Source organism: Sphaerobacter thermophilus DSM 20745 (genome assembly GCF_000024985.1).
Taxonomy (GTDB): domain Bacteria; phylum Chloroflexota; class Chloroflexia; order Thermomicrobiales; family Thermomicrobiaceae; genus Sphaerobacter; species Sphaerobacter thermophilus.
Genome location: NC_013524.1, coordinates 415,519 through 430,216 on the forward strand (window position 1 = coordinate 415,519; position 14,698 = coordinate 430,216).

Consider the following 14,698-nt stretch of genomic DNA (forward strand, 5'->3'; position numbering starts at 1 on the left):
CTCACAAAGAAAAGCCCGCTAAAGCGGGCTCAGCACTTTGGAGTGCGGCGGCCGGCGCCGCCGCTTTGGTATGGGGGGCATGATGCCGCGCCGGGATCGGTTTCGTACCGTCGTCCGGGACGCGGGATGAGCGGCGTTTGGATCCCCGTGCCGAGGTACGTGCCCGGGGCTAAACCTCCGGGCACCCCGCCGACCGGTGGACACCGAATCACTAGGGTCGGAGCCCTACGGTGCCCCAGCCGGCTTCAGCCGGCTCTTGTTGTGAGCCCGGGGGTAACCCCCCGGGCACGTGCCGACACTGATACGTATTCACGCACGAACCTGGCACCGGAGACACAACCCGCGCCAACCGGCTCTAGGCACTTGGTGCCGGTCGAGTGAGCATTGGGGAAGCCGGTGGCTACCCCCGCATCTCCCGCATCGGGACGATCTCGACTCCGGCGGCTTCGAGCCGCTCGCGGACGCGGCGGGCGACTTCGCCGGAGTTCGGCGCGTCGCCGTGGATGCAGAGCGTCTTGACGTCCATCGGCAGCGTGGTGCCGTCGATGGTGTTCACGGTCTTCTGGGTCGCGATCTGCACCGCGCGGTTGGCGACCTCATCCGGGTCCCAGGCCTGCTTGCTCCGCTCCAGTACGAGCCCGCCCTGAGCGTTGTAGTTGAGGTCGATATACCCCTCCGGCATATAGGGCACGCCGTGGGCCGCCGCGGCCTTGGGAGCCACGTCGCCCATCATCACCAGGATCACGTCATCGCCGAGCGCCTTCACCGCACGCGCCAGGGCGTCGGCGTACTCCGGGTTCTGGGCGCACATGACGTAGAAGGCACCGTGCGGCTTGACGTGCTGCAGGCGTCCGCCGGCTGCCTCGGCAAAGGCCGCCAGCGCACCCGCCTGGTACAGGGTGTAGTCGTAGATCTCTTGCGGGCTGACCTCCATACGCCGCCGGCCAAAGCCCAGCAGGTCGGGCAGCGCAACGTGGGCGCCGATCCCGACGCCATGCTGCACCGCCAGGGCGACCGTCTCCCGCATCACCGCCGGATCACCGGCGTGCCAGCCGCACGCGATGTTGGCCGAGGTGATGACGGTCATGAGCTCGGCGTCGTTCCCGATGGTGTAGCGGCCGAAGCTCTCGCCCATGTCGGAGTTGATGTCCATGCGGATCGCCATGGCTCAGACCCCTTCCAGGCTCTCCTCACTGATGAGTTGATTCATCTGCTGGACCAGTTCGGCAGCCTGGGCGATGTTCACCTCTTTGAAGCGGATCTTGTCCCAGCCGGGCACCATTTGTCCCAGCTTCCACATCGCGCCCATGGCCACGACCGCGCAGCAGACGAAGCCCCCCAACGTCGGGCCGTCGACCGTGAGGATGATCGGCTGGTCTCCGGCCACGTTCACCGCGCCGACCGGATAGCCGTTGTCGAGGATGTTCGAGGGGTGGCCACCCGCGACGCCGCCGGTCTTGCGCGCCCACTGCCACCGGTGGATGTCCAGCCGGTAGCCGGTGCGGTTGGAGTTCCGGTCCAGCGTCCAGGCGTGGCTGAAGAAGAACTCCATGTCCTCGGTGGTGAAGTAGTCAGGGTCCGCCTGCGGCCCACGCACCGCTTCGAGGACCCACTCGCTCGTGTAGGTCGGGACCAGAGAAGGCTTGACCCGCCGTCCCGGGGTCGCGTTCCCGGCGCTCCCCAGCGGCAACTGATCGCCCTCCTTGAGGGCGCGCCCCTCGTGGCCGCCGATCTCGCCCGGCGCGTAGGTGGCGCGGCTGCCGAGCACGACCGGCACGTCGATCCCGCCGCTCACCGCCACGTAGGAGCGGAACCCCGGGCCGTTCAGCCAGCCGAGCGTCAGCGTGTCACCCGCCTTCACCCCGTAGGAGCGCCAGAGCTCGATCGGCTCTCCATTGATCCGCGGCTGCATGTCGGCGCCGCAGACCGCCACGACCCGGTCGTCGGTGAAGGCGAACTCCGCGCCCCCGGCGGTCACCTCCAGGCCGGCTGCGCCCGGATCGTTGCCGACCAGCAGGTTAGCCATCCGGAAGGCAAGATCGTCCATCGGCCCGGCTGGGAAGATGCCCTGATCGAGCAGCCCGACCCGGCCGGGGTAGTCCTGCACCGTTGTTTCAATCCCACCGCTCTTGACCTCGAGCATGGGCTCCACCTCCGTGATGCGTACTGCGTCATGCGTGCTTCGTCATGCGTCATGCGTTCCCCGTGTTCCGTGTTGCGTGTTCCGTCTCAGACCCAGCGGGCGATCCAGCGGGGAACAGTGAAGACGGAGCAGGCTTCGCTCCTGACGTATGACGCATGACGTATGACGCACCCCTCTACGGCACCGGCGTCCGCTGCGCGGCTTCCTCCTGGCGGCGGCGGAAGGCTTCGGCCTCCTCGCGCGTCTCTTCGAGGAAGCGCAGGTACTCCCCGACATCGAAGGTCGCGTCGTGGTCGATCTGGTACTCGTACGTCCCGTTGTACACCGCTTCGCGGATCTCGATTAGTTCCTCGTCGGTGACGCGCGGGCCGAAGGTGACCCGGTCGCCCGGACGCAGCAGGATCGGGTTCTCGGCGAAGGCGGCGTTGCGCTGCTTCGGGTCGTAGATCGGGATCGTGCGCCCGAAGAGCTGGTAGCCGCCGGCCGACGCCACCGGGTAGATCGCCAGGCACGGCCCCGCGATGCCGACGGCACCTTCCGGGGTCCATGGCCGCGTCGGGTTGTACTTGGGCAACACGATGGCGTAGCGCCGGTCAAGCGGGTAGAGGAACGGCAGGCCCGGGAAGAAGCCGATGGCCGCGCTCCACCACTCGGTGGCCATCACGTACTCCATCAGCTCCTCGGCATCGCGCAGCCCGTTGTACATCGCCCCGTACTCCAGGTTGTTGCCGTTGATGATGTTGGGGGCGTCCTTGCGGATGTGCTCGACGTAGCGGGCAATGTCGGCACGCGTCCACCGGTCGTTGAAGGCGATCGGCAGCGAGATGCGACGGCTCGGAATCGTCAGCGTCTCGAACGGCGGGAGTTGCTCGTAGAGGTCCTCGACCGCCTGGATCAGGCGATCCGGCTTCAGCCGCGTGCTGTCGTAGTGGATCAGGATGCTGCGGATCGCAGGCACCGTCTCGATCAGCCCGTCGAGCCCGTGGTCCTTGAGCGCCTGGTTCAGCCCCAGGACGCGGAAGCTCATCGTCAGGTCGAACTCCATGTCGCCGAACTCGACGAGCATGAAGCGGTCACCGGCCTGGCGATAGACGATCTTCGGCCGTCCTTCCTTGGCCGGGACACTTGCCAGGATCACACCGCTGGTCTGGCCGTCATGCTGAGCCACGGCTCCCTCCTTCCGGCTTCACCGGTCGTGCGTGCCTGCCTAGTCGCCCAGCACCAGCAGGTCCTGGCCGACGCGGATCGGCTCCTCGTTCTCCACGAGGAATCGGAGCACGACGCCGCCGCTCTCCGCCTTGATCTCGTGGAAGGACTTCATCACGCCCACGAGCCCAATCGTCGTCCCGGCCTCGATGCGGTCGCCTTCCTTTACATACGACTCCGGGTTCGGCCGCCGGTAGAAGACCCCCGGCAGGGGGGACTTGATGGTGCGCTCTTGCGCCACGCAGGTCTCCCTTCCTGTTCTGGTGCTGGCCGGCGGGTGGACCCGCCGGCCAGCGATACGATCGGCCGCTCGTAGGAGCGGGGTCCGATTCGCCTCTCAATCGGTGATCGTACCAATCGCCCGCAGGATGCGCTCGGGCGAAAGCGGCAACTCCTCGACCTTCGGGTTGAACGGGGTCAGCGCGTCGATCACCGCCCCGGCCACCGCAGCCGGGGAGGCCATCAGGCCGCCTTCGCCCATACCCTTGATGCCCTGCACCGTCACCGGCGAGGGCGTCTCCAGGTGCTCGACCTGGATCGGCGGAACCTCGGTCGCGGTCGGCAGCAGGTAGTCCATGAAGGTGCCGGTCAGCAGTTGACCCTGGTCGTCGTAGACCAGGTGCTCGTAGAGCGTGCCACCGATCCCCTGCGCCACCGCACCGTGGATCTGCCCGTCGACGATCATCGGGTTGAGGATCGTACCGCAGTCCTCGACCGACACGACCCGATCGAGGCGCACCTGCCCCGTCTCGGGATCGACCTCGGCCACGACGACGATACAACCGTTGGAGTAGGTCGCCTTGGGATCGTAGAAGCGCGTGGCGGTCAGGGTGGGATCCTCACCCTCGGCCCGGACGCTGTTGACGAAGTAGGACGACACCGCGACCTCGGCCAGGGTGACCGAGCGGTCGGGCGCCCCCTGCACCGACACCTTGCCGTCAGCGAGTACCAGATCCGCCGGGTCGGCTTCGAGCATCCGGCCCGCGATCTTCAGGATCTTCTCGCGCACCTCCTGCGCGGCCAGTGTGACCGCGCCGCCGCCGATGACGGCGCTGCGCGAGGCATAGGTCCCCATACCCCAGGGGGTCGAGGCCGTATCGCCGAAGACCACGGTGACATCGGCCAGGTCAACCCCGAGGATGTCGGCAGCGACCTGCGCCAGCGTCGTCTCGTGCCCCTGCCCGTGGCTGTGCGTCGTCACCGCCACCGTCACCTTGCCGCTGGGCTCGATGCTGACCCGGGCGTTGTCGTGAGACGGGAAGGGGAAGCCGACCTGCAGGGCGATCTCCGAGCCCCAGGCCGTCGGCTCCACGTACGGGCTGATGCCGATGCCCAGGTAGCGCCCCTGCGCGCGCAGCTCCTCCTGCCGCGCTCGCAGCTCGTCGTAGCCAACGGCTTGCAGCGCCATGTCCAGAGACTTGACGTAACTCCCGCTATCGTAGACCTGACCGGTGCAGGTCGTGTAGGGGAGTTCATCCTCATGGATCATATTCTTGCGGCGGAACTCGACCGGGTCCATGCCCAGCTCGCGGGCGATCTCGTTGAAGAACAGCTCGCGAGCGGTGTGGCCGGCGGTCCAGCCGACGGCCCGGAAGGCACCGACCGGGGTCTTATTGGTCACGACCGCCACCACGCGCCCCTCGTAGTGCGCCACGCGATAGAGCCCGGGCATCATGAGCGCCGACGCCTGCGGCTCAACCAGCGCGCTGGCGGTGTTGAACGAGTAGCCGCCGCCGTCGCCGATGCAGGTCGCGCGGAGGCCGAGCAGCGTGCCGTCGTTCTTGACCGCGGCCTCCAGCTCGATGATCTGCTCCTTGCCGTGCGTGGCGGACATCAGGTTCTCGCGCCGGTCTTCGATCCACTTCACCGGGCGCTGGAGGTGCCGCGCCAGGAAGGCGACGACGACTTCCTCCGGGTACATGGTCATCTTCTGGCCGAAGCCGCCGCCGACCTCCGGCGTGATGACCCGGATCTTCTGCTCTGGGATGCCGAGGAAGCCGGCGAGCGAGAGGCGCAGCATGTGCGGCATCTGGGATGAGGACCAGAAGGTCAGTTCCCCGAGCCCGCGGTCGTACTGCCCGATGCAGCCGCGCGTCTCCATCGGTGACGCCATGAAGCGGTTGGTGTGCAGCCGCTTCTTGAAGACCCGGTCGGCCTGCTGGAAGGCGCTGTCCGGGTCCCCAAAGCGGTAGGTCTGGTCGTAGACGACGTTGCTGCCCAGGTCCTCGAAGAGGAGCGGCGCACCCTCCGCCATGGCGGCCTCGGCGTCGGTCACGGCCGGCAGCGGCTCGTAGTCGACCTGCACCAGCTCGGCCGCGTCCTCCGCCAGGTAGCGGTCCTCGGCAATCACCACCGCGACCGGCTCCCCGACGAAGCGCACCTTGTCGCTCGCCAGGATCGTCTGCGGGGTCTTCTTCAGGCCGTCCAGGGCGATCGGGTCCTGCAGCGGCGGGACCGAGGCCACGTCGGCGTGCGTGATCACCGCGATCACACCCGGCGCCGCAAGCGCCGCGCTCGCGTCGATCCCCTTGATGCGGGCGTGGCCGTACGGCGAGCGGACGAAGGCGGCGTGGACCATCCGGGGCAGCGTGAGGTCGGCGACATAGCGCGCGTCGCCGGTGAGGAAGCGGGGGTCTTCCACCCGCTTGACGCGGGCGCCGATCCATTTCCCTCGCGGGGTCGCTATCTGTACCATCGTCGACAGCCTCCCGTCCTACTCCGCCGAGCCGGCGACCGACTTGACCGCCGCCACGATCCCCTGATAGCCGGTGCAACGGCAGATGTTGCCGGAGAGCCCCTCGCGGATCTCGTCCTCGGTCGGGTTCGGGTTCTCCTGGAGGAGCGCGTAGGAGGACATCAGGAAGCCCGGCGTGCAGAACCCGCACTGCAGCGCGTGGTTCTCCCAGAATGCCTGCTGCAGCTTGTGGAATTGCCCGTTCTGCGCCAGGCCCTCGACCGTCATGATCTCGGCGCCGTCCGCCTGGACAGCGAAGATCAGGCAGGAGCGCACAGCCTCGCCGTTGAGCAGGACGGTGCAGGCGCCACACACGCCGTGCTCACAGCCCAGCTTGGTGCCGGTCAGTTCGGCATCCTCGCGGATGAAATCGGCCAGTGTTTTTCGGGGCTCGACCTCGGCCTCCACGCGAACCCCGTTGATGGTCAGCGCGATCGCGCGCTTCATGGCAGTGGCCCCCTTCTCGTCTCGTTGCCCACTAACCGCTCGCCTGCGCGCGCTCGCGCGCCTCGCGCAGGGCCCGTCCCACGAGCACCCCGGCAACATGGCGCCGGTACGCCGCAGAGGCATGCACGTCGGACGGCGGATCGACCAGCGCCGCACGCGCGGCCTCGGACGCCGCTGCGATCCGGTCGTCGTCCGGTCGCTCGCCGCGCAGCACCTGCTCGGCCTCCGGCACCCGGACCGGCCGATCGGCCACGCCGAACAGCGCGACCCGCGCGTCACTCGCGGCGCCCTGGTCATCGAGCGTCAGCGTCGCCACCGCGCCTGCCAGCGCAAAGTCACCGAAGCGCCGGGCGACCTCCACGATCGACCACCCAGTGCGCGGCGACAACGAGGGGAAGCGCACCTCCTTCAGCACCTCATCGGGCGACAGATCGACCGTCAGGTAGGAGACGAAGAAGTCATCGGCCGCGACGACCCGCTCCCCGCTCGACCCGGTGACGACCATCTCCGCGTCCAGCGCGACCGCGACCGCCGGCAACTCGGCCGCCGGGTCGGCGTGCGCCAGCGACCCGACCACCGTGCCCCGATTCCGCACTGCGGGGTGCCCGATCAGCCGGATCGCCGCGCCGATCAGCGGCTGGCGTTCGGCCACGTCGGACGACCGTTCGACCGCACGCTGGCGCGCGAGCGCGCCGATCGTCACGTGGCCGTTCTCGGCCCGCACGTAGTCCAGCTCCGTGATCCGGTTCAGGTCCACCAGAGCGGCGGGCCGCGCGAGGCGCAGGTTCATCATCGGCACGAGGCTCTGGCCCCCGGCGAGCACCTTCGCCTCGCCCCCGTGCTGCGCCAGAAGCGCCACCGCCTCATCGAGCGTGGTGGGCACGAAGTACTCAAAACTGGGTGGTTTCACCGGTAAACCTCCCTCCGCCGGTACTATGCCGGCCATCCCCTCCCCGCGCGGACACCGCCGCGGGGTCCCATGCCCGGCCCGGGCGGCCAGGCGTACTCGATGAGGATTGACTTCTATGAACCCTTCCGTGGTTCGAAGGGCCGTCCCACTTAGCAAGTGGCGCCACCCCGTAGTGGCTCTGAGACCGTGGGTAGCGCCGGATGATCGGTGAAGCACGCTAGCGTCGTCAAGATATGCGTACAGTAGGGTCAATGGCGGACTCTGTCAAGTACATTGGCCTGCGGTTTCGTGCCGGAATTGGCCGGGTCGCGCCACCACACGGCACCGGGAGTTGATAAGATGCATCCCGCGCTGAGCCCGTGGGCCGCTCAGCGCCGCCCCGTGGTGTACGATGCGAGGAAGCGAGACGTCATGCGAAAGGTACTAGTGGCCAATCGTGGAGAGATCGCGGTGCGGGTCATCCGCGCCTGCCGCGAGCTCGGTCTCCCCAGCGTCGCGGTGTACTCCGACGCCGATGCCGACGCGCTGCACGTGCGCTACGCCGACGAGGCCGTCCACATCGGCCCCGCTCCGGCCCCGCGGAGCTACCTCAACGCCGAGGCGATCCTGGACGCCGCGCGTCAGACCGGCGCCGACGCCATCCACCCCGGCTACGGCTTCCTGGCTGAGAATGCAGACTTCGCCGCCGCGTGCGCCGAGGCAGGAATCACCTTCGTCGGCCCCTCCGCCGAGGCCATCCGGCGACTGGGCGACAAGGCCGCCGCACGCCAAATCGCCATCGACGCCGGCGTCCCGGTCGTGCCGGGCAGCGACGGGGTGGTGGACCCCGAGCACGCCGCGGACGAGGCAGCGCGTCTCGGCTACCCGGTGATGATCAAGGCCGCGGCCGGCGGCGGTGGGCAGGGTATCCGCATCGTCGACCGCCCGGAGGACTTCCCGGAGGCCCTGGAGGCCGCCCAGCGCGAGGCCCGCGCCGCCTTCGGCAACGATGCGATCTATCTGGAGCGCCGCCTGATCCACCCGCGCCACATCGAGGTCCAGGTCCTCGCCGACCACCACGGCACCGTCGTCCACCTCTTCGAGCGCGAGTGCTCCCTGCAGCGGCGCCGCCAGAAGGTGCTGGAAGAAGCGCCGTCGCCGGCCCTCGACCAGGACACCCGCGAGCAGATGACCACCGCCGCGGTGCGGCTGGCCCAGGCCGTCGGCTACACCAACGCCGGCACCTTCGAGTTCCTGGTCGATCAGAACGGCTTCTACTTCATCGAGGCCAACACGCGCATCCAGGTGGAGCACCCGATCACCGAGGTGATCACCGGGATCGACCTCGTCAAGGCCCAGCTCCGTATCGCCGCCGGGGAGCCGCTCTGGTTCCGGCAGAAGGACGTGCGCGTCTCCGGCTGGGCCATGGAGTTCCGCATCAACGCCGAGGACCCCGACCTCAATTTCTTCCCGTCTCCGGGCACGATCACGGCGCTGGGGCTGCCCGGCGGCCCGGGTGTCCGGCTGGACAGCGCCATCTACCCCGGCTACGACGTGCCACCCTACTACGACTCGCTGGTCGCCAAGCTGATCACCTGGGGTGCCGACCGGGACGAGGCGATCCAGCGCGGGCGCCGGGCCCTGCGCGAGTTCGAGATTGAGGGCATCCAGACGACCATTCCGCTCCACCGCCGCCTGCTCGAAGAACCGGACGTCATCGCCGGCGACTACAACGCCGGCTGGCTCGAGCGCCTGCTGGCCTAGCGCGGCGACGCCCGAAGGCATCACACTCGCCCCCAGCAAAGAAACGCCCCTCTCCCAACGTTGGGAGAGGGGCCGGGGGTGAGGGCCATTCCCCGATCAGGAGTCGCCCCACATCTCGCGTGCCGTCTCGGCCACTAGCCGCAGCTTCGCCTCCTGGTCCATCGGCGTGACCAGGTTCCCCTCTTCGGTCGAGGCAAAGCCGCACTGCGTGCTCAGCGCCAGCCGCTCCATGGGCACGTAGCGCGACGCCTCCTCGATGCGCCGCTTCAGCAGGTCCTTCGACTCCAGCTCCGGCTTTTTGCTCGTCACCAGCCCCAGCACCACCACGCGGTCCTCCGGCACGTGCTGGAGCGGCTCGAAGCTGCCCGAGCGCGCATCGTCGTACTCCAGCAGGAAGCGATGGAAGCGGGTCCGCTCGAACACTCGCGCCACCGGCTCGTAACCGCCGCTGGCGTAGTACCGGCTCTGGTTGTTGCCGCGGCAGAGGTGCAGCCCGAACACCACCCCGGGGTGATCCCCGATCACCGCGTTGTCCAGCTCGATACACTGGTCCAGCAGCCGGTCCGGGTCGTTGCCCCGCTGCCGGTACCCCTCGCGGATCTCCGGGTCGATCAGCGCCGCATACTGCGGCGCATCCACCTGGATGTAGGTGCAGCCCAGCCGCACCAGCTCCGCTACCTCTTGCCGCAGAATGTCCACCACATCCGCGAGATAGGCGTCGATGGTCGGGTAGGCCCCCTTCGACTTCTCCGGGTCGTAGTACGCGGCTGCCTGCTGCGCGCTGATGAGCGTCACCTTCGCCTGCCGGTCGGTCCGGCCGCGAAGGTAGATGAACTCCTCGGCCGCCATCGGCCGGCGACGCTTCAGCCGGTCCACCACGACCGGGCGCCGCACCACGTGCTCGCGGCCCTCATCGTCGCGGAACGGCATCGCCCAGCCGCCGAACTTGTCGAACCCCTCGACCGAGTCGACCAGGTGCCCGTAGAAGGCATAGCGCCGGAACTCGCCGTCGGTGATGACGTCCAGCCCGACCCCCTCCTGCAGGGCGATCGCGCCATCGACCGCCCGGTCCTCGATCCGCTTGAACTCCGCCGGGCTCAACTCGCCAGCCTCATGCCGGCGCCGGGCTTCCTTTAGATATTCCGGCCGGAGCAGGCTCCCGACCACGTCACTCCGCCACGACCGCATCACCGACCTCCCTGGTAGTCCCCTATTTCACGCGGCGCATTGTACCACCGGCTTATTCGCTGCCCGGAACGAATCCGGCTCCGCGCCCCGTCCGTCCGATCACTCCCGGTCCACCACCGCGTAGGCCCGCACCGGCACGGCGGAGCCACCCCGGAACGGGAGCGGAGCCGCAAAGAAGCGGAAGCCGCTCGGCGGCAGGTGCTCAAGCCCGCGCAGGTTCTCAATGATCGGGATCCCCGCCCGGAGGAGCGCCGAATGGACCGGTCGCGTCCGATCCTCGACATCGTCGATGTTCCAGGTGTCGATGCCGACCAGGACGACACCCGCTGCGACCAGCACCTCGGCGGCCGCTGCCGTCACGTACGGGTTCGGGTCCAGGTAGTGCTCCTGACCCCAGCGCGCCGCCCATCCAGTGTGGATCAGTAGCGCGCGACCCGTCAGATCCAGGCCGTCCAGGTCCGCGACATCGATCGCCCGCTGCCCCACCGCCACACGCTCCGCGCGGTCGAGGACGAGGCTCGGCAGGTCGACCAGGCGCTCGAGCGGGAGCGTGGCGAGGTCGGCCCCGTCGGCGTACCGATGGAACGGAGCGTCCAGGTAGGTTCCGCTGTTGCCGATCAGCGAGTAGCGATGGATCACGAACTCGGTGCCGCCTGCGTAGTGCGCACGCGACGCCTCCCGCGACAGATGTTCGGCGATCTCCGGCGCCGGCAGCCCCGGGAACATCGGGATCGCCGCATCGATGGGATGACTGAGGTCGACCACCCTCCGCGGACTCATCGCCCCCTCCTTCACTCATCGCGCCTGTTACCGCCGGGACGCGCCCCTCACATCACCGCACTCTCCACCGGCCTCTGGCATTGTTCCGCCGGAGCACGTTCCCGACCGCATTCCCGATCACCCTGGTCGTCCTCAACCGCGCGCAGCGCATCGTACCACCTGCACGCCGCAGCACCACCCGTGCCGATGTGATGCGTAACGCACGCTACCCCATCCGGTGTGACGCGCCACGAGCAGTCACAGGCACGACCGCCAGGCACATCCCGCAGTTCCAGCACAGGGTGGGGCAATTCGCAGCGCAGATGATGACATAACGAGTCCGACTTGCACGCTCAGCAAGGTCGCCATTAGACTGTATCCACTCCAACGCGGTCAAAGCGAGGCGGAGTGGGCGTGATAGGGGCCCACTTCTTGGCTCGACTGGCTTACCTGTCGATCCCGCACCTGAGGCAATCGCCACCATGCTGTATCGGTGATGCGGGCGTACGAGGGGGAGGGGGATAGCAGTGAGCGGTGAGATTCGGTTTCCCAGCCCGTTCGAAGTCCCGACGCCAGCCGGCGCCGAGGGCTGGCAGGAAATGTACCCCTACTACGTCCTGTTCAGCGAAGACCGGCGGGCCGACGAGGAGAACCGGCTCTGGTTCTATAACGGGATGCACTTCCCGGAGCCGATCACCCCGTTCGACATCATCACCGCCGAGGCCGCGTATGTCGCCATCGGCGAGATGAGCACCCGCATCTTCTGCATCCCGCCGGCTAAGGGGATCGACTTCCGCGTCCTCAACGGGTACGTCTACATCAGCCCCACACCCGTCACCGACCCCGAGGCGATCCAGGAACGAGCCCAGCTCTTCGAGAAGCGCGCCGGCTACTACTACGCGAACTGGCGGTCGATCTACGACGAGTGGAAGCAGAAGCTGACCCGAGAGATCGAGCAACTCAAGGCGATCACTTTCCCGGACCTGCCTGAGGTCGAGGACGAAAAGATCGTCTTTGAGCGCCTGGGGATCGGCACCTCCTACGACCTGCTACGGAGCTACCACCAAGCCATCGAGAGCATCTACCGTGTGTGGCAGATCCACATGGAGATCATCATGATCGGCTTTGGTGCGTACTTCTCCTTCTACGACTTCTGCAAGCGCAGCTTCCCGGAGATCACGGACCAGCAGGTCACCCTGATGGTCGGCGCGATCGATGTGAGCATGTTCCGCCCCAACTACGAGTTGATGCGCCTCGCGCGGAAGGCACTGGAGCTGGGCGTCGCCGACTACTTCAAGCCCGGCGCCTCACCGCAGGATGTCTTCGCGCAACTTGAGCAGGTGGAAGCCGGGCGCGCCTGGCTGTCCGAGTGGGAAGCGAGCGCCGATCCGTGGTTCTACATGAACTCGGGCGACGGTTTCCAGCATCACCATCGCGCCTGGGTCGATGACCCGACGCCCATCTTCAACGTCCTGCCCGACTACATCGCCCGCCTCCAGCGGGGCGACCGCCTCGAGCGCGACGTCGAGGCGCTCCGCCAACGGCGCGATGAGATCACCGAGGGCTACCGCAATCTGCTCCAGACCGACGCCGATCGCCAGGCGTTCGATCAGCTCATCGGGCTCGTGCGCGACGTCTACTACTCGATGGAGGACCACAAGTTCTACGTCGAGCACTGGTACATGAGCATCTTCTGGAACAAGATGCGCGAGCTCGGCCGCGTCTTCGTCGCCCACGGGTTCTTCGAGGACGAAGACGACCTGTTCCTGCTCCACTACACCGAGGTCTACCAGGCGCTCTTCGACCTCCTCCTCGGCTGGTCGATCGGCGCGCCGTCCCGCGGGCCGGCCTACTGGCCGCAACTAATCGCGCGGCGGAAGGCGCTCATGGAGCAGCTTCGCAAGTGGACGCCGCCGCCCGCTCTCGGCGTCGTCCCGGAGACGATCGGTGACCCGGCGGTAGTGATGCTCTGGGGAATCACGTCCGACCGGCTACGCGCCTGGCTCAGCCCGGAAGACGGGAGTGTGTTGAACGGCTTTGCGGCTGCGCCCGGAGTGGCAGAAGGGCCGGCACGGGTCGTGCTGAGCGTGGAAGGTCTCCAGCACGTACAGGACGGAGAGATCCTTGTCTGCTCAGTTACGGAGCCAAGCTGGGCGCCGATCTTCACCAAGGTCCGCGCGACGGTCGCCGATATCGGCGGCGTCATGTCGCACGCGGCCATTGTGGCGCGCGAGTACCACATCCCGGCGGTGCTCGGTACCGGCAACGCGACGAAGCGGATTCGTACCGGGCAGCGCATCCGGGTCGATGGCGACAGCGGAACGGTGACGATTCTCGACGACTGAGGTAGTCGCGAATCAGGGTAGAGGAGGCACAGTGTCTGGCGAGCTGAGCACCCCGCTCACGTTGTGGTTCTCCGACGTCGGGCGCGATGCACGCCCACTCGTCGGAGGAAAGGTGGCCAGTCTCGGTGAGTTGCTCCGCGCGGGCTGTCGCGTACCGAACGGATACGCGGTCACGAGCGCGGCATACCGACGCTTCATCGAGGCCACCGGCCTGGATCGCCTCATCCAGGACACAATTGGTGGGCTCAACGCCGATGACGTGGCCGCTGTCGATGCCGCCTCGCAGAAGATCCAGCAGGCATTCCTGAATTGCTCCGTCCCGGTCGAACTTGCGGATCCTATCCGGGCGGAGTACGAGCGGCTGGCCGACACCCTCGGTGATCCGGCTCCGGCAGTGGCAGTTCGGTCGAGCGCCGTCGCGGAAGACACCGAGGCGGCGAGCTTCGCCGGGCAACACGACACGTATCTGTGGGTGCAGGGATCGGACGAGGTACTCGACGCCGTGCTCCGCTGCTGGGCGAGTGCGTTTACCCCGCGCGCGATCGCCTACCGCGCCCACCAACGGATCGGGCTGGAGGACGCGGCCGTGGCCGTCGGCGTGCAGCAGATGGTTGACCCGCGTGCCGCCGGCGTCATGTTCACCCTGAGCCCGCGCAGCGGTGACCCGTCGCTGGTCGTCGTCGAGGGAAGTTGGGGCCCCGGCGTCGCGGTCGTCGGCGGCGAGGTGACGCCCGACGAGTACTGGGTGAACAAGGTCACGCTGGAGATCACGCGCAAGCACATCTCCTGCAAGAGCCACCAGTACAAGGCGGAAGGCCGTCAGGGCGACCTCCGCAAGGTCGAGGTACCGGAAGACCAGCAGAACGAGCCCTGCCTGACCGGCGACGAGGTGGTCGAACTCGCCAAGGTCGGGCGGCAGTTGGAGCGCCATTACGGTCACGCCCTCGACATCGAATGGGCCGTGGCGGATTCGCTCCCGTTCCCGGAGAACATCTTCATCCTCCAGGCCCGCCCGGAGACGGTCTGGAGCCAGCGTAGGCGCGAGCCGGTGGCCGCGGGCTTCACCGATCCGCTCTCGTTCATCGTCCGGCGGCTCGCCAACACCTGATCCGGCGGTTGCTCATCCTGCCGCATGACCGGGACACGGCTGCGGCGAGGCGCGCGTGGCTCGCCCACGACCCCGGGCGGCATGCGCCTGTCGATCGACGAAGCGCGCGACGCCG

At 67.8% G+C, this 14,698-nt stretch carries 12 protein-coding genes; 3 read left to right on the top strand and 9 right to left on the bottom strand.

From position 1 onward, the window contains the following. Positions 1 to 400: 400 nt before the first annotated feature. From STHE_RS14060 to STHE_RS14090, 7 genes are all read right to left on the bottom strand, one after another. The gene (locus STHE_RS14060) at positions 401 to 1,165 is read right to left on the bottom strand and encodes a LamB/YcsF family protein (RefSeq protein WP_012873256.1); all 765 of its coding nucleotides are present in this window, start codon (positions 1,163 to 1,165) and stop codon (positions 401 to 403) included. A 3-nt stretch (positions 1,166 to 1,168) separates the two neighbouring features. Next, entirely contained in the window at positions 1,169 to 2,143 is a 975-nt protein-coding gene (locus tag STHE_RS14065; RefSeq protein WP_012873257.1) for a 5-oxoprolinase subunit C family protein, read from the bottom strand. A 175-nt stretch (positions 2,144 to 2,318) separates the two neighbouring features. Next, complete coding sequence (locus STHE_RS14070; RefSeq protein WP_012873258.1) at positions 2,319 to 3,311, bottom strand: 5-oxoprolinase subunit B family protein; 993 nt, start codon at positions 3,309 to 3,311, stop codon at positions 2,319 to 2,321. Between the two features lie 39 nt (positions 3,312 to 3,350). Continuing rightward, positions 3,351 to 3,590, bottom strand: a complete 240-nt coding sequence (locus STHE_RS14075) for an acetyl-CoA carboxylase (protein ID WP_012873259.1) — start codon at positions 3,588 to 3,590, stop codon at positions 3,351 to 3,353. A 96-nt stretch (positions 3,591 to 3,686) separates the two neighbouring features. Beyond that, positions 3,687 to 6,044 carry a xanthine dehydrogenase family protein molybdopterin-binding subunit gene (locus tag STHE_RS14080; RefSeq protein WP_012873260.1) on the bottom strand — a complete coding sequence of 786 codons (2,358 nt, stop codon included), beginning with the start codon at positions 6,042 to 6,044 and terminating at the stop codon, positions 3,687 to 3,689. An 18-nt stretch (positions 6,045 to 6,062) separates the two neighbouring features. Continuing rightward, positions 6,063 to 6,530: a (2Fe-2S)-binding protein gene (locus STHE_RS14085; RefSeq protein WP_012873261.1), complete on the bottom strand. Its 468-nt coding sequence runs from the start codon at positions 6,528 to 6,530 to the stop codon at positions 6,063 to 6,065. A gap of 31 nt (positions 6,531 to 6,561) precedes the next feature. Continuing rightward, a complete protein-coding gene (locus tag STHE_RS14090) occupies positions 6,562 to 7,440 on the bottom strand; it encodes an FAD binding domain-containing protein (RefSeq protein ID WP_012873262.1) in 879 nt (292 codons plus the stop codon). A gap of 411 nt (positions 7,441 to 7,851) precedes the next feature. On the opposite strand from STHE_RS14090, the gene accC reads away from it, so the two are divergent. Continuing rightward, positions 7,852 to 9,183 (top strand): acetyl-CoA carboxylase biotin carboxylase subunit, encoded by a 1,332-nt coding sequence (accC, locus tag STHE_RS14095; RefSeq protein ID WP_041400385.1) that lies wholly within the window; start codon positions 7,852 to 7,854, stop codon positions 9,181 to 9,183. Between the two features lie 96 nt (positions 9,184 to 9,279). Here the strand turns inward: accC and STHE_RS14100 are convergent, their stop codons facing one another. Together STHE_RS14100 and STHE_RS14105 are read right to left on the bottom strand one after the other, a co-directional pair. Beyond that, on the bottom strand, positions 9,280 to 10,371 hold the full coding sequence (locus STHE_RS14100) for a cobalamin-independent methionine synthase II family protein (protein ID WP_012873264.1): 1,092 nt from the start codon (positions 10,369 to 10,371) through the stop codon (positions 9,280 to 9,282). 99 nt (positions 10,372 to 10,470) lie between these two features. Beyond that, entirely contained in the window at positions 10,471 to 11,151 is a 681-nt protein-coding gene (locus tag STHE_RS14105) for a cyclase family protein (protein ID WP_012873265.1), read from the bottom strand. A 506-nt stretch (positions 11,152 to 11,657) separates the two neighbouring features. Between STHE_RS14105 and STHE_RS14110 the strand changes: the two genes are divergently transcribed. Together STHE_RS14110 and STHE_RS14115 are read left to right on the top strand one after the other, a co-directional pair. Next, the gene (locus STHE_RS14110; RefSeq protein ID WP_012873266.1) at positions 11,658 to 13,475 is read left to right on the top strand and encodes a PEP-utilizing enzyme; all 1,818 of its coding nucleotides are present in this window, start codon (positions 11,658 to 11,660) and stop codon (positions 13,473 to 13,475) included. Between the two features lie 31 nt (positions 13,476 to 13,506). After that, positions 13,507 to 14,583 (top strand): PEP/pyruvate-binding domain-containing protein, encoded by a 1,077-nt coding sequence (locus tag STHE_RS14115; protein WP_012873267.1) that lies wholly within the window; start codon positions 13,507 to 13,509, stop codon positions 14,581 to 14,583. Positions 14,584 to 14,698: the final 115 nt, after the last annotated feature.